The organism is Burkholderia sp. Tr-20355, assembly GCF_017104685.1.
Taxonomy (GTDB): domain Bacteria; phylum Pseudomonadota; class Gammaproteobacteria; order Burkholderiales; family Burkholderiaceae; genus Burkholderia; species Burkholderia seminalis.
Map to the genome: position 1 here is coordinate 22,835 of NZ_JAAGPK010000019.1, position 21,972 is coordinate 44,806.

Annotated in this window: 15 protein-coding genes and 1 tRNA gene; 11 read left to right on the plus strand and 5 right to left on the minus strand. The window is 66.3% G+C overall.

Features of this window, described 5'->3' with window-relative positions; translation table 11 throughout:
• Position 1 precedes the first annotated feature (1 nt).
• The 5 genes from G3N62_RS07345 (at position 2) to G3N62_RS07365 (ending at position 7,794) form a co-directional block, all read left to right on the plus strand.
• Entirely contained in the window at positions 2 to 1,432 is a 1,431-nt protein-coding gene (locus tag G3N62_RS07345; RefSeq protein WP_124668831.1) for an efflux transporter outer membrane subunit, read from the plus strand.
• 101 nt (positions 1,433 to 1,533) lie between these two features.
• Positions 1,534 to 2,226, plus strand: coding sequence for a response regulator (locus G3N62_RS07350; RefSeq protein ID WP_124668830.1), 693 nt, complete (start codon positions 1,534 to 1,536; stop codon positions 2,224 to 2,226).
• Positions 2,223 to 3,185, plus strand: coding sequence for a hypothetical protein (locus tag G3N62_RS35900; RefSeq protein ID WP_241012999.1), 963 nt, complete (start codon positions 2,223 to 2,225; stop codon positions 3,183 to 3,185). The genes G3N62_RS07350 and G3N62_RS35900 overlap by 4 nt, the downstream gene beginning before the upstream one ends.
• 630 nt (positions 3,186 to 3,815) lie before the next feature.
• Positions 3,816 to 5,648: a S53 family peptidase gene (locus G3N62_RS07360; RefSeq protein WP_034185753.1), complete on the plus strand. Its 1,833-nt coding sequence runs from the start codon at positions 3,816 to 3,818 to the stop codon at positions 5,646 to 5,648.
• A 451-nt stretch (positions 5,649 to 6,099) separates the two neighbouring features.
• Positions 6,100 to 7,794 carry a DUF3300 domain-containing protein gene (locus tag G3N62_RS07365; RefSeq protein WP_124668829.1) on the plus strand — a complete coding sequence of 565 codons (1,695 nt, stop codon included), beginning with the start codon at positions 6,100 to 6,102 and terminating at the stop codon, positions 7,792 to 7,794.
• Positions 7,795 to 7,845: 51 nt separating this feature from the next.
• On the opposite strand, the gene G3N62_RS07370 is transcribed toward G3N62_RS07365, so the two are convergent.
• Positions 7,846 to 8,001, minus strand: a complete 156-nt coding sequence (locus G3N62_RS07370) for a hypothetical protein (RefSeq protein WP_241013001.1) — start codon at positions 7,999 to 8,001, stop codon at positions 7,846 to 7,848.
• 42 nt (positions 8,002 to 8,043) lie between these two features.
• Here G3N62_RS07370 and G3N62_RS07375 point away from each other — a divergent pair, with 42 nt between their 5' ends.
• Positions 8,044 to 8,415, plus strand: a complete 372-nt coding sequence (locus tag G3N62_RS07375) for a hypothetical protein (protein WP_034185751.1) — start codon at positions 8,044 to 8,046, stop codon at positions 8,413 to 8,415.
• A 7-nt stretch (positions 8,416 to 8,422) separates the two neighbouring features.
• Here G3N62_RS07375 and G3N62_RS07380 read toward each other — a convergent pair whose 3' ends face one another.
• Positions 8,423 to 9,973 carry a phospholipase D family protein gene (locus G3N62_RS07380; protein WP_124668828.1) on the minus strand — a complete coding sequence of 517 codons (1,551 nt, stop codon included), beginning with the start codon at positions 9,971 to 9,973 and terminating at the stop codon, positions 8,423 to 8,425.
• Positions 9,974 to 10,175: 202 nt separating this feature from the next.
• Complete coding sequence (locus G3N62_RS07385; RefSeq protein ID WP_034185749.1) at positions 10,176 to 10,961, minus strand: helix-turn-helix transcriptional regulator; 786 nt, start codon at positions 10,959 to 10,961, stop codon at positions 10,176 to 10,178.
• 238 nt (positions 10,962 to 11,199) lie between these two features.
• Between G3N62_RS07385 and G3N62_RS07390 the strand changes: the two genes are divergently transcribed.
• The 5 genes from G3N62_RS07390 to G3N62_RS07410 all read left to right on the plus strand — a co-directional run bounded on the left by G3N62_RS07390 (position 11,200) and on the right by G3N62_RS07410 (position 19,042).
• Complete coding sequence (locus G3N62_RS07390) at positions 11,200 to 12,870, plus strand: cyclic peptide export ABC transporter (RefSeq protein WP_346778202.1); 1,671 nt, start codon at positions 11,200 to 11,202, stop codon at positions 12,868 to 12,870.
• Positions 12,867 to 13,697 carry an ATP-binding cassette domain-containing protein gene (locus G3N62_RS07395; protein WP_034185747.1) on the plus strand — a complete coding sequence of 277 codons (831 nt, stop codon included), beginning with the start codon at positions 12,867 to 12,869 and terminating at the stop codon, positions 13,695 to 13,697. Before G3N62_RS07390 ends, G3N62_RS07395 begins: the two co-directional genes overlap by 4 nt.
• On the plus strand, positions 13,694 to 14,668 hold the full coding sequence (locus G3N62_RS07400; protein WP_124668826.1) for an ABC transporter substrate-binding protein: 975 nt from the start codon (positions 13,694 to 13,696) through the stop codon (positions 14,666 to 14,668). Before G3N62_RS07395 ends, G3N62_RS07400 begins: the two co-directional genes overlap by 4 nt.
• Positions 14,661 to 16,685 (plus strand): Fe(3+)-hydroxamate ABC transporter permease FhuB, encoded by a 2,025-nt coding sequence (fhuB, locus tag G3N62_RS07405; protein WP_241013003.1) that lies wholly within the window; start codon positions 14,661 to 14,663, stop codon positions 16,683 to 16,685. Before G3N62_RS07400 ends, fhuB begins: the two co-directional genes overlap by 8 nt.
• 182 nt (positions 16,686 to 16,867) lie before the next feature.
• Positions 16,868 to 19,042: a TonB-dependent siderophore receptor gene (locus G3N62_RS07410; protein WP_124668825.1), complete on the plus strand. Its 2,175-nt coding sequence runs from the start codon at positions 16,868 to 16,870 to the stop codon at positions 19,040 to 19,042.
• A 274-nt stretch (positions 19,043 to 19,316) separates the two neighbouring features.
• On the opposite strand, the gene G3N62_RS07415 is transcribed toward G3N62_RS07410, so the two are convergent.
• Positions 19,317 to 19,392 (minus strand) — tRNA-Ile (locus G3N62_RS07415).
• 129 nt (positions 19,393 to 19,521) lie between these two features.
• Positions 19,522 to 21,942, minus strand: a complete 2,421-nt coding sequence (gene rpoD / locus G3N62_RS07420) for an RNA polymerase sigma factor RpoD (protein ID WP_080287699.1) — start codon at positions 21,940 to 21,942, stop codon at positions 19,522 to 19,524.
• Between the last annotated feature and the right edge of the window lie 30 nt (positions 21,943 to 21,972).

Genomic DNA, 21,972 nt, shown 5'->3' on the forward strand with positions numbered 1-21,972 from the left:
CATGCGATTGCTCATTCTCCCCCTCGTCCTCGCCCTGTCGGCCTGCTCGCTCGCACCGACGCTGGTCAAGCCCTCGATGCCGGTGCCGACGGCCTACACGGCCGCCGCGGCCGCCGACCTCCAGGCCAACGCCGCCGATCTCGGCTGGCGCACGATGTTCGGCGATCGCCGCCTGCAGCGCCTGATCGAGCTCGCGCTCGAGAACAACCGCGACCTGCGCGTCGCGGCGCTGAACGTCGAGGCCGCCGAAGCGCAGTACGGCGTCCAGCGTTCCGCGCGCCTGCCGTCGATCGGCGCCGGCGCGAGCTTCACGCGCCAGCGTACGTCGGACGACACGCAGTCGAGTCCGCCGCTGTTCGGCACGACGCAGAACCAGTACGGCGTGAACGTCGGCATCAGCGCGTTCGAGATCGACCTGTTCGGTCGCGTGAAGTCGCAGTCGGATGCGGCGTTTGCGCGCTACCTCGCAACCGATCATGGCCGCCGCGCGGTGCAGATCTCGCTGGTCGGCGGCGTCGCGGACGCGTACTTCGCGGAACGCCTCGCGCAGGAGCAACGCCAATTGTCCGAGCGCACCCTCGCCGACTGGCGACAGTCGCTCGACCTCGCGCGCCGCCTGAAGGATGCGCATCAGGCGAGCGGCGTCGACATCGCACAGGCCGAAGGCCAGGTCGCGAGCGCCACGGCCGATCTCGAAGCGCGCACGCGCGCCGTCGAGCAGGCACGCAACGCATTGCGCCTGCTGGTCGGCACCGATCTGCCGAAGGATCTGCCGGAGCCGGTGCCGCTTCAGCAGCAACCGGTGATGACGCAACTGCCGGCCGGTCTGCCGTCCGAACTGCTGTTCCGTCGTCCTGATATCCAGCAGGCCGAACAGAATCTCGTCGCCGCCAATGCCGATATCGGCGCCGCACGCGCAGCGTTCTTCCCGCGCCTGTCGCTGACGTCGTCGATCGGCTTCCTCAGCCCGGCGATGGGCGGCCTGTTCGACGGCGGACAACGCACGTGGAACTTCGCGCCGCAGGTCACGGTGCCGATCTTCCAGGGCGGGCGCCTGCGCGCCGAGCTGCGTCTCGCGGAAGTGCGCAAGTCGAGTGCCGTCGCCGAGTACGAACGCTCGATCCAGACCGCGTTCCGCGAAGTAGCCGACGGTATCGCCGGGCGCGAGACCTTCGGACGGCAGATCGACGCGCAGACGCGCGTGGTCGGCTCGGCCGAGCGCCGCACCGACCTGTCGAACCTGCGCTATCGCGCGGGTGTCGAGGGGCGGCTGGAACTGCTCGATTCGCAGCGGCAGCTCTACTCGGCACGGCAGGCGCTGCTCGACCTGCGTCGCAGCGAGCTCGGCAACGCCGTTGCACTGTACAAGGCGCTCGGCGGCGGCCTGACGGACAAGGACGTCGCACCGTCGGCGAGCGTGGTGCAGAACTGAACGAACGGCGCCGCTCCATCCCGCGCGGCAGCGGGACGGAACGGCGCGATCCGGCCCGGCAACGGGCTGCCCCGATTGTTCGACATCGCACGGCGAACCCCATGACGAATTCCCTGATACTGATTGCAGAAGACGAACCCGATATCTCCGACATCCTCGATGCATACCTGACGCACGACGGCTTTCGCACCTACCGCGTCGCCGACGGGCAAGCGGTGCTCGACGTACAGCCGCACCTGAAGCCCGACCTGATCCTGCTCGACGTGAAGATGCCGCGGGAAAACGGCTGGAACGTGCTCACCGAGCTGCGGCGGCGCGGCAACACGCCCGTCGTCGTCCTCACCGCGTTCGACCGCGACCTCGACCGGCTGCAGGCGCTGCACGCCGGCGCGGACGACTACATCGTCAAGCCGTTCAACCCGGCCGAAGTCGTCGCGCGGCTGCGCGCGATCCTGCGCCGGTCGGCCGCGCCACCGGCGGCGCTCATGTTGCGCGTCGGCGACCTGGAGATCGACACCGACAGCTATCTGGCCCGCGTGCGGACGGATTCCGCCGAGATACCGATCACGCTGACGCTGACGGAATTCCGGCTGCTCGCTCACATGGCGCGATCGCCGAGCCGCGTGTTCACACGCGGCGAACTGCTCGAGGCGTGCATGGCCGACGTGAGCGCGCTGGAGCGCACGGTCGACAGCCACATCTGCCGGCTGCGCAAGAAGCTCGAACAGGCCGGCGCACCGGGCATGCCCGAAGTGATGCGCGGTGTCGGCTACCGGCTGCGGGGCCTGCAGTGACGTTGCCGGCGAAGCCCGGCCGGCAAATCGGACAGGCGATCGGCCTGGGCGCAATCGTCGCCGTGCTGACCGCCTGCACCGTTGCCTTCCTGCTTTACGCGTCGCGTCACCCGGCGGCATTTCCGCACGATGCAGCGGCCGGCACGATGATCGGCAGCGCGTCCACTTACCTGATGCTCGCGACGGTGCTGTTCGTGTGCCTGCTGGCCGCCGCGTTCGACCTGTTCCGGCAGATGCGCCGTACGCTCGCGGCACTCGACGCGATGGCCGCCGACACCGCCCGCATCGCCGCCGGCGACCGGTCGGCGCGTGCGATTTCCCGCGACGGCTGCATGTCCGGCCTGTCGCGCTTCATCGAGGACTTCAATGCGATGACCCATCAACTGAAACATCTCCGGGCACTCGAAACCCGGCTCGAAGCCATCAAGGGGCTCGTCGACGAAGCCGACGCATCGTCAAGCGACGCGCTGCTTCACCATGTCGACGACCTGTTCCGGTTCGTCGACGACCTTCAGGTTGCCGAACGGCCGGAGGGGTTGACGCTCGATCTGTGCTCGACGGCGCTCGACCGCGAAATCGCCGGTGCCATCGATTCGGTCCGCGAAGCGTTTCGTGAAACGGGGTTCGTCATCGACCTGACGACCGACGCAACCGTCGTGACCTGCGACGGCGCGCGCATCCGGCAGGCCGTTCTCGCGCTGCTCGACGACATGCGGTGCCATTCCGCGCCGGCCACGCTGAAGCTCTTCGTCGAAGATCGCGCCGCGGGCGCCGTCGTCCGGATCGAAGACGAAGGTTCGCGACGATTCGTCGAATCCGGGCTCGGCGTGTTCGTCGCGCGCGCGATCGTCCAGGCGCACGGCGGGCAGTCGCGCCATCTCGCCTCGCCCCGCGGCAATGCCGTTCTCGAATTCGACCTCCCGCGACACCCGCCGGCCATTCGAGCATTTCCTCGATAGCAACCGGCCATTACGAAACGAATCGGAAATGATCGACGAATCGATTCCGGCATTACCTTTCTTGTCGACTTCGATCATTACAAAATGCCGTCGATCTTTTCAAAATCATTGCGCTTTATTCGATTTAATTTTGTTTCATATAATCAAAAAAAGTTTGACACTGCGCTTTCGTTCTTGATAACTTCCGATGCAAGCAATCTGACGGATTGCTCACCACGCAATCGATTCCGCTCTACGTTTTTTCGCTTCCGCCGCACCGCAGTGCTCGCCGCCGGCTGATTTTCTCGCACACCGGCGCATGCAATATCCCGATGCATCTCATTGGACGGCTGTCATCCGGCAGCGGGCCGAAGGATCGAATCAAATGAGCAGGACAACGAAACTGTTGCTCTAGCAATCCCGCCCGCATCCAGTCCGGCGCGGCTGCCTCGCAGCGCGACGCAGCCCTCCCGTTATCGCGTTTTCCGTATTTCGCCCCCGGAGCAAACCCATCTCTCCGGATCGGGTGAAAGGCCCTGTCGCGTCCGTGCCATCCGCACGCATGCGGCAGCAAGCGGCGGTGCACGATCCGCACCGCTGTCGACCGTTGTTGTTCGTGCCGTTCGATGTTCAACCGGAGGGGTAATTCAAATGAATCAGGTTGCAGACAAGAAACACAAGCACATTCGCATCGTCAAGCTCGCACTCGCCGCCGCGGCATTCGCTTCGTTCGGCATGGCGACCGCCCATGCCGCACCGGCGGCAGGCTGGACGGAAACCCGCACCAAGGGATTCCTGCCGCTCGTGCAGCAGAGCGAAGCCGGTACCGCCGGCGCGCCCGCCGCGAGCACGGCCGCCGCTGCCGCCTCGGCCATCGAGATGGCGCCCGGCGAATCGGTCGACATCGTGCTCGGCTTGAACCTGCGCAACGAGGCGCAACTCGACCAGTACCTGCGCGATCTGCATACGCCCGGCTCGCCGCACTACAGGCAGTTCCTCACGCCGGCGCAGTTCGCCGCGCAATATGCGCCGACCGACCAGCAGGTCGCGTCCGTCGTCGCGCACCTGCGCAAGGAAGGTTTCGTGAACATCGTGGTCGCGCCGAACCGCCTGCTGGTATCCGCGTCCGGCACCGCGGCGACCGTCAAGTCCGCATTCCGCACGACGCTCAAGCGCTTCACGCGCAACGGCCGCAGCGTCTATGCGAATACCGATGCCGCGCAAGTGCCGAACGCGATCGGCAACATCGTGGGTGCGGTGCTCGGGCTGCAGAACGTCGAGCTGATGCATACCGGTGCGGGCAGCAAGCCGCAAGGCAACACCAGCAACCTGACGATTCCGGCCGGCGCGTCGGCGGTGCCGCACAACCCGACCGAGTTCTCGTCGATCTACGGCGGCGACGGCGTGCCGAACGCGTCGCAAACCACCGTCGGCGTCATCTCCGAAGGCGACCTGTCGCAGACGGTGAGCGACCTCAATACGTTCGCGGCGAACAACGGCCTCGGCACGATCGCAAGCGCCATCGTGAAGACCGGCCCGTCCGGCAGTTCGTACACCGACACCGACGGCACCGTCGAATGGAACCTCGACAGCCAGTCGATCGTCGGCTCGGCAGGCGGTGCCGTGAAGCAGGTCGTGTTCTACGTGGCGCCGTCGATGACGCTCACCGCGATCACCGCCGCCTACAACAAGGCCGTGACCGACAACGTCGCGAAGGTGATCAACGTGTCGCTCGGCGTGTGCGAATCGTCCGCCAACAGCACGGGCTCGCAGGCCACCGACGACACCATCTTCAAACAGGCGGTCGCGCAGGGGCAGACCTTCTCCGTGTCGGCCGGCGACCACGGCGCGTACGAATGCGCGAGCGGCACGCCGTCGCGCTCGACCTACACGGTGAGCGAACCGGCCACGTCGCCGTACGTGATCGCCGTAGGCGGCACGACGCTGTTCACGAATACGTCGACCAACGCGTACAACAGCGAGATCGTCTGGAACGATCCGAGCTGGCAGCCGGGCACGGTGTGGTCGACGGGCGGCGGGTACAGCAAGTACGAGGCCGCGCCGACGTGGCAGTCGTCGACCCTGACCGGCTCGACCAAGCGCGCGCTGCCCGACGTCGGCTTCGACGCCGACCTGCGCACCGGCGCGATTCTCGTCGTGAACGGCCAGACCTCCGACACGCTGTGGGGCTCGGGCTACCTGAACAACGAAGGCGGCACGAGCCTCGCCGCGCCGATCTTCACGGGCATCTGGGCGCGGCTGCAGTCGGCCAACAACAATGCGCTCGGCTTCCCCGCGTCGAGCATCTACAAGTACTTCCCGTCCAACGCGGCGTTGCTGCACGACGTCACGTCCGGCAACAACGGCAGCGGCACGTACGGCTACAAGGCGAAGGCCGGCTGGGACGCGACGACGGGCTTCGGCAGCGTGAACATCTCGAAGCTGAATACATTCATCCAGAGCACGTCGGACTTCGCACGCTGATGCGCCGATGACCGACGCGGTTCCGCGTGCGCGTCGTTGCGCGCGCCCGGGACCGCACGCAACCGCGTAAAAGCCCGCGACAGGTGCAAGCCGTCGCGGGTTTTCTGCATTCCGCGTCAGCTCGCGAAGCAGCATCGGGCGGGACGATACGCGCGCCGACCTTGCAATCGTTGCGCCAGCAACTTTCAGGTTCCTTACCCGCCGGGTGCCCGCCCGCTTACGGACCGCAAGGTACACACTGTTACACAACGCTGCGACAACTTCCGCGGGTGTCGTGCGTTTAACCGAATATGACGATTCGTCGCGGGACTTCCATCATGCGAACACGATCTTGCCGCCTGCACCGGCCGCTGCCGCCGGCGCAGGCGCGGACGATCGCGGGACGGTGCTCAAGCCGATCGCGCAGCCCGCGTGCCTGCCAACGCTGCCTCCACACCGAACGGACAACAACATGAACAACACACGTGCACACCGCCCCGTCAGGACGTTGATCGCTTCGTCCCTCATCGTGTCGCTGCTCGGCCTGTCGGCCTGCAACAAGAACGGCGACGGCAGCCCCGCCGCACCGGCGAGCGACGCAAGCGCGGCCGCGGCCGCGCAGCCGGCCTCGACACCCGTTGCCTACACGCCGCCGAGCGCCGACCAGCTCTACCAGATGGTCGCGCCGATCGCGCTGTTCCCAGACAAGCTCGTCGCGCTGGTGCTGGCGGGTGCGACGTATCCGGACCAGGTGAGCGCCGCGAACAATTGGGTCACGCAGAATCCGGCATTGAAGGGGCAGGCACTCGCGGCCGCCGCCGATGCGCAGCCGTGGGACCCGTCCGTCAAGGCGCTGACCGCCTTCCCCGCGGTGCTGTCGCAGATGGCGTCGAACCCGGTCTGGACCACGTCGCTCGGCCAGGCGTACTACAACGATCCGACCGACGTGATGAACGCGATCCAGGTGATGCGCCAGCGCGCCCAGACGTCCGGCCATCTCCGCTCGGGCGGCCAGATACGCGTCACGCAAGTCGCGCGGGCCGCGCCGACCGGCTATACGCCGGCCACCGACGCGCCCGTGGGGTACGCCGGGCCGGCGATCGTGCCGCCGCCCGGGCAGGCGATCGAGATCGAGCCCGCGCAGCCGGATGTCGTGTACGTGCCGTCGTACAACCCGACCGTCGTCTACGGCGAGCCGGTATCGGCCTACCCCGGCTACGTTTACCGGCCGCCCGCATACAGCACCGGCGAAGTCGTGGCGGCCAGCGTGATCACGTTCGGCGTCGGCATCGCCGTCGGCGCCGCGATCTTCGGACACCACGACTGGGGCTGGCATGCGTGGGGCGTGAACTGGGGGGCACCGCATCCGGAAGGCCCGAGGTGGAACGGCGGGTGGCAGCGCCCGGCCGTGGTGTACAACCACACCACGTACGTGACGAAGTCGACCACCGTGATCAACAACATCACCAACATCCGCAACACGCGCATCACGAACAACTACGGCGGCAACGTCACCACCAACAACACGACGATCGAACGCAATGCCGCACAGCCGGGTGCCGAACCGATGCACGGACAGGCCATGGCGCCGCGCGCGGGCGCAGCGCCGATGACGATGCCGCACTTCGGCGCGAACGACGCGCGCCCCGGCACGCGACCCGCGCCAGAAGCATTCGCGCAGAACCGTGCGAATGCGCCACATGCCGTGGCACCGGCGCAGCATCCGTCCGGCACGACGCACGACAAGCGGCAGCAGGCGATGCAACAGGAGCGTGCAGCCGCGCAGGAAAATCATGCGGCAGCACAGCAACAACAACGCGAGGAAATGCAACAGCATAACGCGGCGCAGCAACGCGAAGCGCTGCAGCAACGCAACGAAGCGCAACAACAGGAGCGCGCGCAGGCCCAGCAACGTAACGAAGCGCAGCAACAACACGCGGACGCCCAGCAACGCAACGAAGCGCAGCAGCAACGCGCGGATGCCCAGCGACGCAACGAGGCTCAGCAGCAGCAACGCAAAGAGATGCAGCCGCACGCCGAAGCGCCGCTGCAGGAACACGCGGCACCGCGCCCTCGGCAACCGGCAACCGAGCACGCGGCGGCGCCGCATCCGCACCCGCCCGAATCCCACCCGCAGCATGAGTCGCACGAGCATCATCCGGGGTAAGTCCCGCCGACGGTAGCGCGAATGCCGCGCTGCCGTCGGGCGATCCGCCGATCAATCGGCCCAGCTCCGCACGTAGTCCGGCACGGGCACGCCGCCGTCCGCATGCACCGGTGTGCCGCGCGCCATCTTCAGCGGCAGTATTCCGGTCCACACCGCAAGCGCCAGATCCTCGTCCTTGTCGGACGGCAGCGAATCGCTGATTTTCACCGCCGCTTCGTCCATCGCGGTCATTCGGCCGATCAGCTCGCGATGGCCGAATTCATCGACACCGGCCTCTTTGCACGGCATCTGCGCACGATGAAGTCGCGTTATGCCGACCGGCGCAGCCGCCTCGAGTCGGCCCTCGCGCGCCACCTCGGCACCGTGTTGAGCGTGCGTGACAGCCCGGGCGGCATGCATCTGTCGGCGGATCTCGCGGCGCCGCTGCACGACGCCGAAGTCGCGCGCGCCGCCTCCGCGCATGGCCTGCTGCTGCAGCCGCTGAGCAGCTATCGCGTCGGCGAGGGCCGCGCGTACAACGGCTTCGTGCTCGGCTATTCCGGGCTGGACGACGCGACGATCGAAACGGCGACGACGCAGTTCGCGGCCGTCATCGAACGATTCGGCCGCCCGCGCCGCTGAGCGGCGCTCACAGTTGCGATTCGATCGGAAACAACCCCAGAAACCAGACTTCCATTCGTCGCGCCGCTGAAACCTCCGGCTCGTGATCGATCTCGGTGACCTTCCCGTCCGCATCGGTCTGGATCCACTTGAGCCGCCCCTGCCCGGCCGCATCGGTGCGCGACTCGACACGCCACGCGATCCGGTCGAGTCGCGCTTCGAGATCGTTCGCCACCTGGGACGCAATCGCCGGGCTCTCGCAGTAAACGCCGATCTCCGTATTGAGGTTCAACGAGCGCGGATCGAGATTCATCGATCCGATGAAAATGCTCGTGTGATCGAACACGTAGGTCTTTGCGTGCAGCGACGCGCGCGACGAGCCGATGATGACCTGCTTCGAAATGCTCTTGTCGCCCGACGGCCGCCGCTCGTAGAGCCGCACGCCGGCCTTCACCAGATCGCTTCGATAATGCCGGTAGCCGGCATGCACGGCCGCCACGTCGGTCGACGCAAGCGAGTTGGTCAGCACCGTCACGCGCACGCCGCGCGCCGTGAGCGCCCGCAATCGTTCGACGGCCTCCTTGCCCGGCACGAAATACGGCGACACGATCAGCAGGTCGTGCCGAGGCTGCAATGCAAGCGCACGCAGCTGCGGCATCAGGTGTCCGTCGGCGTCCTTCGGCGCATGCGCGATCTTCGACGGATCGTCGTACAGCACCGTCGCGTGCCCCCACGACAGTTCCGTGCCCTGCCCATGCACGATCTGGTCGAGCCGCTGCCGGGCCTCGAGCACGTACGGATTGTCCTCCATCGCCCGCAGGTAGTCGCGCAGCCGTTCGCGCTCGCGATCGAGCCCGCCCGGCGCCGCATCGTGCCCGACCAGCGCATCGATCGGATACGCGTACGGAGAATTCCAGAACGTATCGAATTCGGTCGAGATGTCCTTCACGGCCGGACCGTGGACGACGACGTCGAGATCGCCGAACTCCAGCATCGACGATGCGCCGAAGTACTCGTCGCCGATATTGCGGCCACCGACGATCGCCACCTGGTTGTCCGCGATCATCGCCTTGTTGTGCATGCGCCGGTTGACGCGCGCGAACTCGAACACCGTGCCGATTTTCTTGAACCGGCGCGTGGCCACCGGATTGAACAACCGGATCTCGATGTTCGGATGCGAACTGATCTCGAGCAGCTTGCGGTCGTCCGCGTTCGTGCCGAGATCGTCGAGCAGCGCGCGCACGCGCACGCCACGATCGGCCGCGCGAATGACCGCATCGGCCAGTTCATGTCCGGTCAGGTCGTCGTGCCAGATGTAGTACTGAAGATCCAGCGACCGGTCGGCCCGGTCGGCCAGCAGCACGCGCGCATCCAGCGCATCGACCGGATCGGTCAGCAGATGGAACGCATCCTGCCCGGGATGGGCGCTGGCCTGCTGCTGGAACGCCGCGCCCAGGCGGGTGTGTTCCGTATCGGTGAACGCATGCGTCGGCGCGCGATCGGCCTGCGGCGGAAGGCTGGCGCACGCAACGAGCGCCAGCAACGAAAGAATCGCACCCCACGAACGCAGCATGGTCATGATGACCGTCCCCACTCCCGGCGAAGTCTGTTTTTCTGGTCGCCGGATGACTCACGGCGCGGGTCGGCCGTCCGTTGCGCGACGCGTATCGCGCACGGGCCGTGCCGCGCCACAGCATACTTCGATTGCGATCGGTACTGCACCATTTCCGTGTTTTCCGCCGGTCATGTCGCCGAACCGCCGACCGTCCGAATCATGCCGCTCAACCTGCCGCGAGATATCGCTGCGGCGATTCGCCGGTGATCCGCCGGAACATGACGATGAACGCGCTCGCGCTGCGATACCCGAGATCCTTCGCCACCTGCGCAACCGACTGGCCGAGCGCGAGGCGCGTGATCGCTTCCGCGACACGCATCTGCTGCCGCCAGGCCACGAACGTCAGCCCCGTCTCGGCATGCAGCCGGCGCGCGAGCGTACGGCCGCTGGCGCCGAATTGCTCGCCCCAGAAGTCCAGCGTGAGATCGCTTGCGGGATCGTTCATCATGTGCTCGCACAGCTTGAGCAGGCGTTCGTCGCGTGGCAAGGGCACACCAGGCTCGGCGAGGCTCGGCGTTTCCGCGAGCACTTTCATCAGCAACGACGCGGCCAGCCCGGCGCGGCTCGTGGCCGTATAAGTATCCGCCCCGTCGACCACCGTGAGCGCGAGCTCCCGCAGCAACACCGACACGGCGATGACCGCCGGTTCTTCCCAGGACCACGGAAACACCTCGGGCTCCACATAGACGCTGCATAGCGCGGTGTCGCCCACGGCGTGCAGTTCGTGATCGACGTCCGACGGCAGCCACACCGCCCGCGACGGCGGGAGTGTCCATGTGCGGGCCGGTGTGAGCACGCGGACGACGCCCTTGGCTGCAAAGACGAGCTGGCCATGACGATGCTGATGCCAGGCAACGCGTTCGCCTTGACGGTAATTCACGAGGGTGGCGGCCACTTCGCGCGGCAGCGGCACCCGCGCCAGCGGATAGCGCTTGAGCAGGAAGGCCTTCATCGGAGACGGTCGAAAGGAGGTGAGCCATGATATTTCAAATTCACCAAATTTTGTCAAAAAATCGATATCGAGTGTCTACCTTTCGGCGGCTTGAGGCATTAATCTCCTTATCCATCAATGGTCACGGCCAAATCCCGTCCGACATATTTAATACGTCTCATTCTCATGTATGAGACACGACACATGCAGCTTGCACGTCCGCACGAACCTTCCGCCACTTATGCCTCTGATTGCCTCATTGATCCGCTACTCACGCTGGCTGCTGCCGGTCGCGTTGCTCGCGAGTCTCGCGAGCGGCTTCGCGAACGCGGCGCTCGTGGCCCTCATCAATCAGGCGTTGCAAGCGTCGGGCGCACAACTGATGCACCTGGGCATGCGCTTCGTGCTGCTCGCCGCGCTGGTACTCGTGACGCGCATCGGCTCGCAGGCGCTATTCATGTATCTCGGTCAACGCGTCAAGGCGCAACTTCGCATGCAGACGATCGGCCGCATTACCGCCGCGTCGTTCCGCGATCTGGAGCGCTGCGGCGCGGCCCGCGCGATGGGCGCGCTGACCCAGGATCTCGACAGCATCGTCGTGTTCTTCGTGAGCCTGCCCTCCATGGCGATGCAGGGCGCCGTGATCGTCGGGTGTCTCGCGTACCTCGGCATGCTGTCGCTGCCGATCCTCGCGGTCGCATTGGGCGTGCTCGGGGCAGGCACGCTCGGCACGCAGCTGGTGAGCACCCGCGCGCTGCGTCATCTGCGCGCATCGCGCGACCGCGAGGACAAGCTGCTGAACCGGTTTCGCGCGTTGTTCGACGGCGCCAAGGAACTCAAGCTGCATCGCGCGCGTGCGAACGCGTTCGTCGGTAGCGAGCTCGCACCGCACGTGGAGGCGGTGCGCGTGCAGCGCACGCGCGGTTATGTGCTGCACGCGCTCGCGGCAAGCTGGGGAAATTTGCTGCTGTTCGGCTTCGTCGGCCTGACGACTTTCGTGCTCGCGCATCTGTTCGGCGCCGACGCGCACGTCATGTCGGGCTACGCGCTCGTGTTCCTCTATCTGATCATGCCGGTCGAAGGGCTGCTCGCGGCGCTGCCGTCGCTCAACTCGGCACGCGTTGCGTTCGAGCGCATCGGCGAGCTCGAGGCGGCGCTGCCGGCCGAACCAGGCAATCACGCCGATTCCGCCACCGCACCGGCCCCGGCCCCGGCCGAGGGATTCTCGCGCATCGTGTTCGAGGGTGTCGAACATCGTTATGTGCGCGAAAGCGACGATGGCCTGTTCACGCTCGGGCCCATCGATCTGACCTTCGACGCGGGGGAACTCGTGTATCTCGTCGGCGGCAACGGCAGCGGCAAGACCACGCTCGCGAAGCTGCTCGTCGGCCTTTACGCGCCCGAGCGCGGCCGTCTGCTCGTCGACGGCGTCGCCGTGGACGACGCGACGCGCGCCGCGTATCGACAGCGTTTTTCGGTGGTCTTCAGCGATTTCCATCTGTTCGATTCGCTGCTCGGCCTGACCGGCGAACGCGAAGGGATGGCACGTACGTTGCTCGTCGCGCTGCAACTCGACCACAAGGTGCGCATCGAGCACGGCACGTTCTCCACGCTCGCCCTTTCGCAAGGTCAGCGCAAACGCCTCGCGCTGCTGGTCGCATTCCTGGAGGATCGACCGTTCTATGTCTTCGACGAATGGGCGGCCGATCAGGACCCGGCCTTCAAGGACGTGTTCTATCGCACGCTGTTGCCCGCGCTGAAGGCGAACGGCAAGACCGTGCTGGTCATCACGCACGACGATCGCTACTTCGATCTTGCCGACCGGCTCGTCAAGCTCGAGAACGGGCGAATCGCCGCGATTACCGCCGACACGGCCGGCGCGGACCATGCTCGGCGTACAGGCGGCAACGACATGGCGAGCGCGGCATGAGCCCAATCGTGCGCGACGAAGCAGCCCGCTCCGCATGCGGCAACACCGGCCCTGCCGCGACGTTCTCGCTCGAACGCGTGTCGTACGTCGCCAGCGGCCGTCCCCTGCTGCAATCGATCGATCTCGCGCTCGAACCCGCATGCGTGACCGGACTGGTCGGGCACAACGGTTCGGGCAAATCCACGCTCGTCAAATTGCTCGCTCGTCAGCTCGCCCCCACTGCCGGCACGATTCGCTACGCGGGCAAGCCGCTCGCCGGCTGGGGCGCACGCCAGTTCGCGCGTCAGGTCGCGTATTTACCGCAGCAGACGCCGCCCACCGACGGTATGACCGTGCACGAACTGGTCGCCCTCGGGCGTTATCCGTGGCATGGCGCACTCGGTCGCTTCGGGGAAGAAGACGCCGCGCACGTCGAGCGCGCGATGCGTGCAGCGGATGTGCTCCGTCACGCCGATCGTCCCGTCGACGTCCTGTCGGGCGGCGAGCGTCAGCGTGCATGGCTGGCGATGCTGGTCGCACAGGACTGCCGCTGCATGCTGCTCGACGAACCGACGTCGGCGCTCGACCTCAACCATCAGCTCTCCGTGCTCGAACTCGTGCGCACGCTCTGCGCGACGAGGGCGATGAGCGCCGTCGTCGTTCTGCACGACGTGAACATGGCCGCGCGGTTCTGCGACCGTATCGTGGCGCTGCGCGAGGGCCGTCTTCTGATGCGCGAGCGCGCCGCCGACATCATGAACCCGGTGCACCTCGAATCGATCTACGGCGTGCCGATGCGCGTGAGTGCCGATCCGGTCAGCGGGCGGCGCCTGGGGTTTCCGGCATGAACCTGCTCGTTGCGAATCCGCGCCGCCGGCAACTGCTCGTCGCGCTCACCGCGCTCGCCGGCTCAGGCCCATGGTTCTCCGCGCCATGCGTCGCTGCCGCGGTCACGCGGCTCCCGCATCGCATCGTGGTGCTCAACTGGGAACTCACGGAAACGCTGCTCGCGCTCGGGCGCGCGCCCGTCGGCATTCCGTTGCCCGACTGGTATGCGAGCGGCATCGTGACGCCGCCGTTGCCGCCCGGCGTCGCCGATGTCGGCCTGCTCTATCAGCCGAATTTCGAGGTGCTGCTCGCGCTCGCGCCGGATCTCATCATCGTCACGCCGGCGCATGCCGCGTTGATGACGCCGCTGCGACGCATCGCGCCGACGCTCACGCTCGGCACATACATGAGCGCTGCACGGCCTCTCGAGGTGCTCTGCGACGAAACATCCGCGATGGGGCGCGCGATCGATGCGCCGCTACGCGCCACCGAGCTGATCGCCGCCGCGCAACGGGAATTCGCGTCGGTGGCCACCCGGATCGCGAACACCGGGGCTCACCCGGCGCGAGCCGTGATCGTCGCCGAAGCACTCGACGAGCGACATTTTCGCGTCTATGGCACGGGTAGCCTGTTCGACGACGTGCTCGCGCGCATCGGTGTCGACAATGCCGCCCATCCTCGCGACGCGGCGAGCCGAACGGTCGCCACGCCGTGGCGCACCTCCGTCACCGGTTCGGCCGCCGTCGCGCTGGAACGCCTGTTCGATGTCCCACACGCGGACATCCTGCTGATCGGTCCGCTGCGCGCCGCCGTGCGTGCCGCGCTGAACCAGAGCCCGTTGTGGCGTGCGCTGCCTGCCGTGCGCGAGAAACGCGTCGCAGTCCTGCCGGTGATCGCGGCCTTCGGCGGACTCGTGTCGATGCACCGCTTCGCCGCGGCCGTCTCGATCGCACTGGCCACACTGGAGCAAGGCGGAGGCGGCCTTGCGTAATCTCGTGCTGGCCGGACGCATCGCGCGGACAAGCGATCGGCGCCTGGCGCTGGTCGGCGCCATGGCCGTACTCGCCGCGTGCCTCACCGCCACGGACGTGCATCGCGCACTGGCGAGCGCATCCTTGTGGCGCGCGCTCGCGGCCACCGCGGACACGCAGGACGTGGGGGCCCTGCTCGTCCACTACAGCCTGCTGCCGCGCGTCGCGATGACCCTGCTGTGCGGCGCCGCACTCGGTCTCGCGGGCGCGCTGATGCAACAGGTGCTGCGCAATCCGCTCGCGGAACCCATGACGCTCGGGGTGTTCCCCGGCGCGTATCTCACGCTGTCTGTCGCGACGATCTGGATGCCCGGCTGGTTGGCCATGGGTCGAAGCACGCTGGCGCTGGCGGGCGGCGCGGCCGCGATGCTCGTCGTGTTCGCGCTGGCATGGGCGCAACGTATGTCGCCGCTCGGCGTGATCCTCGGCGGCATGGTCGTGAACCTGTACTGCGGCGCGATCAGTCTCGCGATCTCGGTGGTGCATTTCGACCGGCTTGCAGGCTTGCAGATCTGGGGCGGCGGCGCGCTCGACCAGAACGGCTGGCAACCGACGCTGCATCTGGGCATGCAGCTCGCCGCCTGCGCGGGCGCCGCCGCACTGCTCTATCGTCCGCTGAGTCTGTTCGACGCAGGCGACACGACGGCGCGCCATCTTGGTGTCGCGGTCGGATGGGTGCGCGGCGCCGCGTTGTTCGTCGCGGTCGCGCTCACGGCGTTCGTGGTCGCCGAAGTGGGCGTCATCGGCTTCATCGGCCTGGCCGCGCCGTTGCTGGCCCGCCTGGCCGGCGCGCGGCAATTGCGCGCGCGGCTCGTGTGGTCACCGCTCACCGGCGCGGCGCTGCTGTGGCTCACCGATGAAATCGTGCGCACGGCCGCGCGGGCTGACATGTTTTCCGCGCACGTGATCGCGACCGGAAGCGCGACCGCGATCGTGGGCGTGCCGCTGCTCGTCGGGTTGCTGCCGCGTTTGCGCACGCGGCCCGATGCGCATACTGCAGCAGCCCCCCGGCATGATCGTCGCGCGCCTCGCGCGATGGCGCTGGCGTGGGTCATGCTGCTACTGCTCGCATGCGTGCTGTCGCTGGCGGTCTCTCGCGGCCCCGCCGGCGCGAGCGTCGCCACGCTCACGCAAATCGAAAGCCTGCTGTTCTGGCGCGTACCCCACCTCGTCGCGGCGCTGGCGGCGGGCGCTCTGCTCGCCGTCGCGGGAACACTGCTGCAACGCATGAGCGCGAATCCGATGGCAAGTCCCGACGTGCTCGGCGTGGGTTCCGGCGGCATGTTCGGCATGGTTGCCGTGCTGTTTCTCAGTCACCACCTTGTTCCCGCCGCACTGGTGGCAGGGTGCGTGGCCGGCACGTTCGCGACGTTGGTGCTGCTCGTCTGGTTCGGCCGGCGCGCGCGATTCGCGCCCGAGCGCCTGCTGCTCGTCGGGCTGTCGATCAGTGCGCTGTTCAACGCGGTAGTCGGCGCGCTGATGTCAAGCGGCGATCCGCGCGCGGGCGTGCTCGTCGATCTGCTGATCGGATCCACCTACTACGTCGCGCCCGACATCGCCTGGAGCGTCGCGGCACTGGCGCTCCTGACGCTCGCCGTTGCACCGCTGACCGGACGCTGGCTCGCCGCTCTTGCGCTCGGCACCGACGTCGCGGCGAGCGTCGGCGTGCCCGTGGGTCGCGCGCGCTTCGCGTTGCTGCTGCTGGCGGCCATGTCAACGGCGGCGGCTACCGTGATTGTCGGGCCGTTGTCGTTCGTCGGGCTGATCGCGCCGCATATCGCTCGGTTTTCCGGTGCGCGCCGCCCCGTGCCGCAGCTTTATCTGGCCGCAACGCTCGGCGCGCTGCTGATGGTGACGGCGGACTGGCTCGGGCGGCAGATCGCTTTTCCGCAGGAAATCGCGACCGGCCTCGTCGCCACGCTGCTCGGCGGACCGTGGCTCGTCGCGCTCGTGATGCTGCGCGGGTTGCGGCGGTAATTGCGTCACGGGTCGCGGGATCGACCACGATGTCGGTCCGGAAGTTATTCAGTAGTGCATTGATTTACAGATAGACGAGGCATCTCAGATGCCCGTCGATAACGATCGTCCCCCCCCATTTTTCAACCCGCCGCTGGCGGGAGGAAGCAGTTCGACATTTTTCAACATCGGGATGATCAACCATGACAACGAGAATAGACCACCCGCGCGCACGGCGCGCGACGACGGGACGATGCAGCGGTGCCCCGCTCGCCTTTTCGGCGCTGTGCCTCGCCTCCTCGTGGGCGCACGCGCAAGGCACGCCGGCCCCGGCCGGCGACATGCTGCCCGCCTTGACGGTGGTGGGCACAAGGGACGCCGATGCGACCACCGAAGGCAGCGGCAGCTACGCTGCGAAGTGGGCCACCATCGGCGGAAAAGTCGCGCAATCGATCAAGGAGACGCCGAACTCGGTCTCGGTACTCACGCGCGAGCGGATGGACGACCAGAACGTCACGACCATCCAGCAGGCGTTGCGCTCCGTGACCGGCGTCAGTTCGATCGACTACGGCGACGGTACCGCGTACTTCCGCGCGCGCGGCTCGCAGCTCGGCATTGAATTCGACGGGGTCCCGACACTGAGCGGCCTGCAGTACCAGTTGCAATTCGATCTGGCGATGTACGACCGCGTCGAAATCCTGCGCGGCCCGGCAGGCTCGATCGATGGCATGGGCGAGCCGGGCGGCGTCGTCAATCTCGTGCGCAAGCGCCCTCAGGATCAGTTCCACCTCGCCACGGAAACACAGGTCGATTCGTTCGGCAGCGTGCGCCAGATGATCGACGTCACCGGGCCGCTGAACAAGGACGGCACGCTGCGCGGACGTGCCGTTCTCGTGGGCAGCACCGGTATGCAATCCATCGAGCGCACGCGCAGCAAGGAGGCGATGGCCTATGGTGCGCTCGATTGGGACCTCACGCCGCGCACGACGCTGTCGCTCTCGGGCGGCTATCAGGTCTCGCCGATTTCCGGCATCGATTACGGTGCGGGCGGCGTGCTGAACAGCACACGTACCGCGCTCACCGGGCGCGTGCCGAGCGAATATACGCGGAACTTCAGCCCGAGCTGGAACTACGCGTACACCTCGTTGCAAGAGGTCAACGCCAACCTCGTGCATCGGTTCGCAAGCGCGTGGCAATCCTCGACCACGCTGTTCTACCGCCACGAACTCTCCAAGGCCTACTACGCGTACTCCGGCCCCGGCGCGACCGCAAACGGCCTCGCGCGTTTCGGAGACCAGCGGCAGCGCACGAGCTACGACTGGTTCGGCGCGGACACCAATGTGTCCGGCCCGGTCCGCCTCTGGGGGCAAACGCACACGCTGACCATCGGCGCGAACTACGCGGTGATGACCTCGGGCGCGCAGTCGGGTTACCGCGCGTTGAGCGGCCCGTACGGGGGCGCCTACAGTCTCTACGATCCCAATGCGGTACCCGCCGTGGACGTACCGTACACGTTCGGCACCAATCACCGCACCGTGCAATACGGCGTCTATGCGCAGGCGCGCATCAAGCTCGCCGCGCCGTTGACACTCGTGCTCGGCGGCCGCGAGGCGTTCCTGCAAGACCGCACGCAGTCGACGTTGCCGAGCGTCGCGGACTGGACGACCAACGCGCAGGTCAATCATCGCTTCCTGCCGTCCGCCGGCTTGCTGTGGGACATCGTGCCGTCGCTGACGGCCTATGCCAACTATGCGCGTTTCCTCGATGCGCAAACGCAAGGCACGTACTCGGGGCCGGGCCTGCCGCCGCGCTCGGGAGAGCAGTATGAAGTGGGCATGAAAAGCAGCCTGCTCGATGGCCGCCTGAATGCGAACGCCGCGCTGTTCCGCATCAACGACGACAACCGCGCCGTTGCCGATCCTGCCCATCAGTTCTATTACGTATCCGCAGGCAAGGCACGCAATCAGGGTATCGAACTCGAACTCACCGGCCAGCCGACGCCGGACTGGAATCTCTATGCTGGCTACACGTATCTGAACGCCCACTACGAGAACGACTCGCCCGATCTCACCGACGGCACGGATCCGAAGCATCTGTTCAAGCTGTGGACCCGATATACGCTCTCGCAAGGCCCGTTACGCGGATTCTCGATCGGGGGCGGCATGCTCGCGCAAACGCGTATTTCGCGTGGCGTCGAACAGGGTGGCTATGCGGTTTTCGACGCACAAGCGGGATATCGTTTCAACAAGCACGTGACGGCGTCGCTGCAATTGAATAACGTGTTCAATCGCAGGTACTACATTCGTCCGCCCAGCACCTATTACAGCGTATTCGGCGACGCGCGCAACGTGATGTTGACGGTGCGCTCGGATTTCTAGGCGCCGCCTCGGGGCCAATCCGTCACGCCACGGACGGCCCTATCGTCCGATAGCCGTCGCTCGGGCGCCGAGCATGGCCGCACCGGACTCACGGCGATTCGCGAAGCTGGCACAGGTCCGGGGGCAACAGATAACGGGAAAAGTCCACCGGCCGCCCTCGCTTGCCCTGTCACTGTCCATGGAATCCCCTGGACACCGCAGGAAACAAAAAACCCGCGAAGCCTTATGGCATCGCGGGTTTCGAGACTTCCTCGGACAACGTTGGAAGCGAATCTGGTGGGCCCGGCGGGGTTCGAACCCGCGACCAATCGATTATGAGTCGACTGCTCTAACCGCTGAGCTACAAGCCCCGGTGAATGACGACGCGTGCTACACGCGACCCCGGCAACGAAGCCGGGCCGGCATTGTAACAACAAAGGAGACAAACGCCACCGGCATCACGCGGATGCCGGCGGCGTTCGCAGGAGAGACGCTGGAAATCAGTTCCCTTCGAGGAACGACTTCAGCTTGTCGGAACGGCTCGGGTGACGCAGCTTGCGCAGCGCCTTGGCCTCGATCTGACGGATCCGCTCGCGGGTGACGTCGAACTGCTTGCCGACTTCCTCGAGCGTGTGGTCGGTGCTCATCTCGATACCGAAACGCATCCGCAGCACCTTCGCCTCGCGCGGCGTCAGCGAATCGAGCACATCCTTCACGACGTCGCGCATGCTGGCATGCAGCGCTGCATCCGCCGGCGCGACCGTGTTGTTGTCCTCGATGAAGTCGCCGAGATGGGAATCGTCGTCGTCGCCGATCGGCGTTTCCATCGAGATCGGCTCCTTCGCGATCTTCATGATCTTGCGGATCTTGTCTTCCGGCATCTCCATCTTCTCGGCGAGCGTTGCCGGATCCGGCTCGAGACCGGTTTCCTGCAGGATCTGCCGCGAGATGCGGTTCATCTTGTTGATCGTTTCGATCATGTGAACCGGAATACGGATCGTGCGCGCCTGGTCCGCGATCGAACGCGTGATGGCCTGACGGATCCACCACGTCGCGTAAGTCGAGAACTTGTAGCCACGACGGTATTCGAACTTGTCCACCGCCTTCATCAGGCCGATGTTGCCTTCCTGGATCAGGTCGAGGAACTGCAGGCCGCGGTTCGTGTACTTCTTCGCGATCGAGATCACGAGACGCAGGTTCGCCTCGGTCATTTCGCGCTTCGCCTGGCGCGCCTTCAGTTCGCCGGCCGCCATCTGGCGGTTGGTTTCCTTCAGGTCCTTCAGCGGCAGCACGACACGCGCCTGCAGGTCGAGCAGGCGCTGCTGCTGTTCGCGGATCGCCGGGACGTTACGCGACAGCACCGCGCTGTACGAATGGCCTTCGGCGGTGATCTTCTCGGCCCAGTCGAGATCGGTCTCGTTGCCCGGGAAGCGTGCGATGAATTCCGAGCGCGGCATGCCGCACTTGTCGACGACGATGTGCAGGATCTGACGTTCGACCTGACGCACTTCGTCCACCTGCGCACGCAGCGTGTCGCACAGGCGCTCGACGGTACGCGCGGTGAAACGGATCGTCATCAGTTCGGTCTGGATCGTTTCCTGCGCCTTCAGGTAGGCCTTCGACTTGTAGCCTTCCTTTTCGAACGCGCGGCGCATCTTGTCGAACCACTCGCTGATCTGCGAGAACTTCTCGAGCGATGCGCGCTTGAGGGCTTCGAGCTGGGCGGCGTTCGCCGATGCCTGCGCGGCACCGTCGTCTTCCTCCTCTTCCTCTTCTTCCTCTTCCTCTTCGGCTTCCTCGTCCTCGTTCTCGATCGCTTCCGCTTCCTTCGCGGAGAAACCGTCGGTATCGGCGGAGTCCGACGCATTCGGATCGAGCAGGCCGTCGACGAGCTCGTCGACGCGGATCTCTTCGTTCGCGACGCGTTCGGCCATCGCGAGGATGTCGGCGATCGTCGTCGGGCACGCGGAGATGGCCATCACCATGTGGCGCAGGCCGTCCTCGATCCGCTTCGCGATCTCGATTTCGCCTTCGCGCGTGAGCAGCTCGACCGTGCCCATTTCGCGCATGTACATCCGGACCGGATCGGTCGTGCGGCCGAATTCCGAATCGACGGTGGACAGCGCGACTTCCGCTTCCTCCTCGACTTCATCGTCCGACGACGCAGCGGGTGCGTTGTCGTTCAGGAGCAGCGTTTCCGCGTCCGGCGCCTGCTCGTAAACCGCCACGCCCATGTCGTTGAACGTGCCGATGATGCCTTCGAGGGCTTCGGTCTCGGTGAAGTTGTCCGGCAGGTGGTCGTTGATTTCGGCGTACGTCAGGAAGCCGCGCTCCTTGCCGAGCTTGATCAGCGCGCGCAGTTTCACGCGGCGCTCTTCGAGCTCCTCGGCCGTGCCCGGCGTGCTCGTCGCGAACGCTTCCTTCAGCAGCGCCTTTTCCTTGGCGCGACGATCGCGCACCTTGGATTTGCCCGGAGCAGCCGCGGCTGCGGCGGGCTGCTCGTCGCTCTGATTTGCGTCGTCTTCGACGGATACTTCGTTCAGCTTTTTGGTCATGGAGTTCGCCGTACCGGCTATATCGACTCGCGGCTGCTGGACGACAGCCGGTTGAACCGTGGGTGCATGAGTAGTACGTACTGCCGTTTCGTCCGCGTCGGCAGTCGTGTCCCTTGCGCTTTTCGCACTTGCCCGCTTCGCCGCCGGCTTGGCCGGCCCGGAGTCGGGTCTCGCGGCAGCCCGTGTTCTGGCTGCCGGTGCCGGCGCAGCCTGAGCAGTGCCGGCCGCGGTTTTCTTTCCTGCTGGGGCTGACGTGGCTGAAGACGTTGTCCTGGAGGAAGAAGCAGACTTGGCCGCTGTGACCTTCTTGGTCGGCTCCGTCGAGCCCTTGCCTGTTGCTTTCTTTCCGCCTGTCGTCTTTGCCATCGCGAATCTCGCCTTTGCTTGGAAAACAAA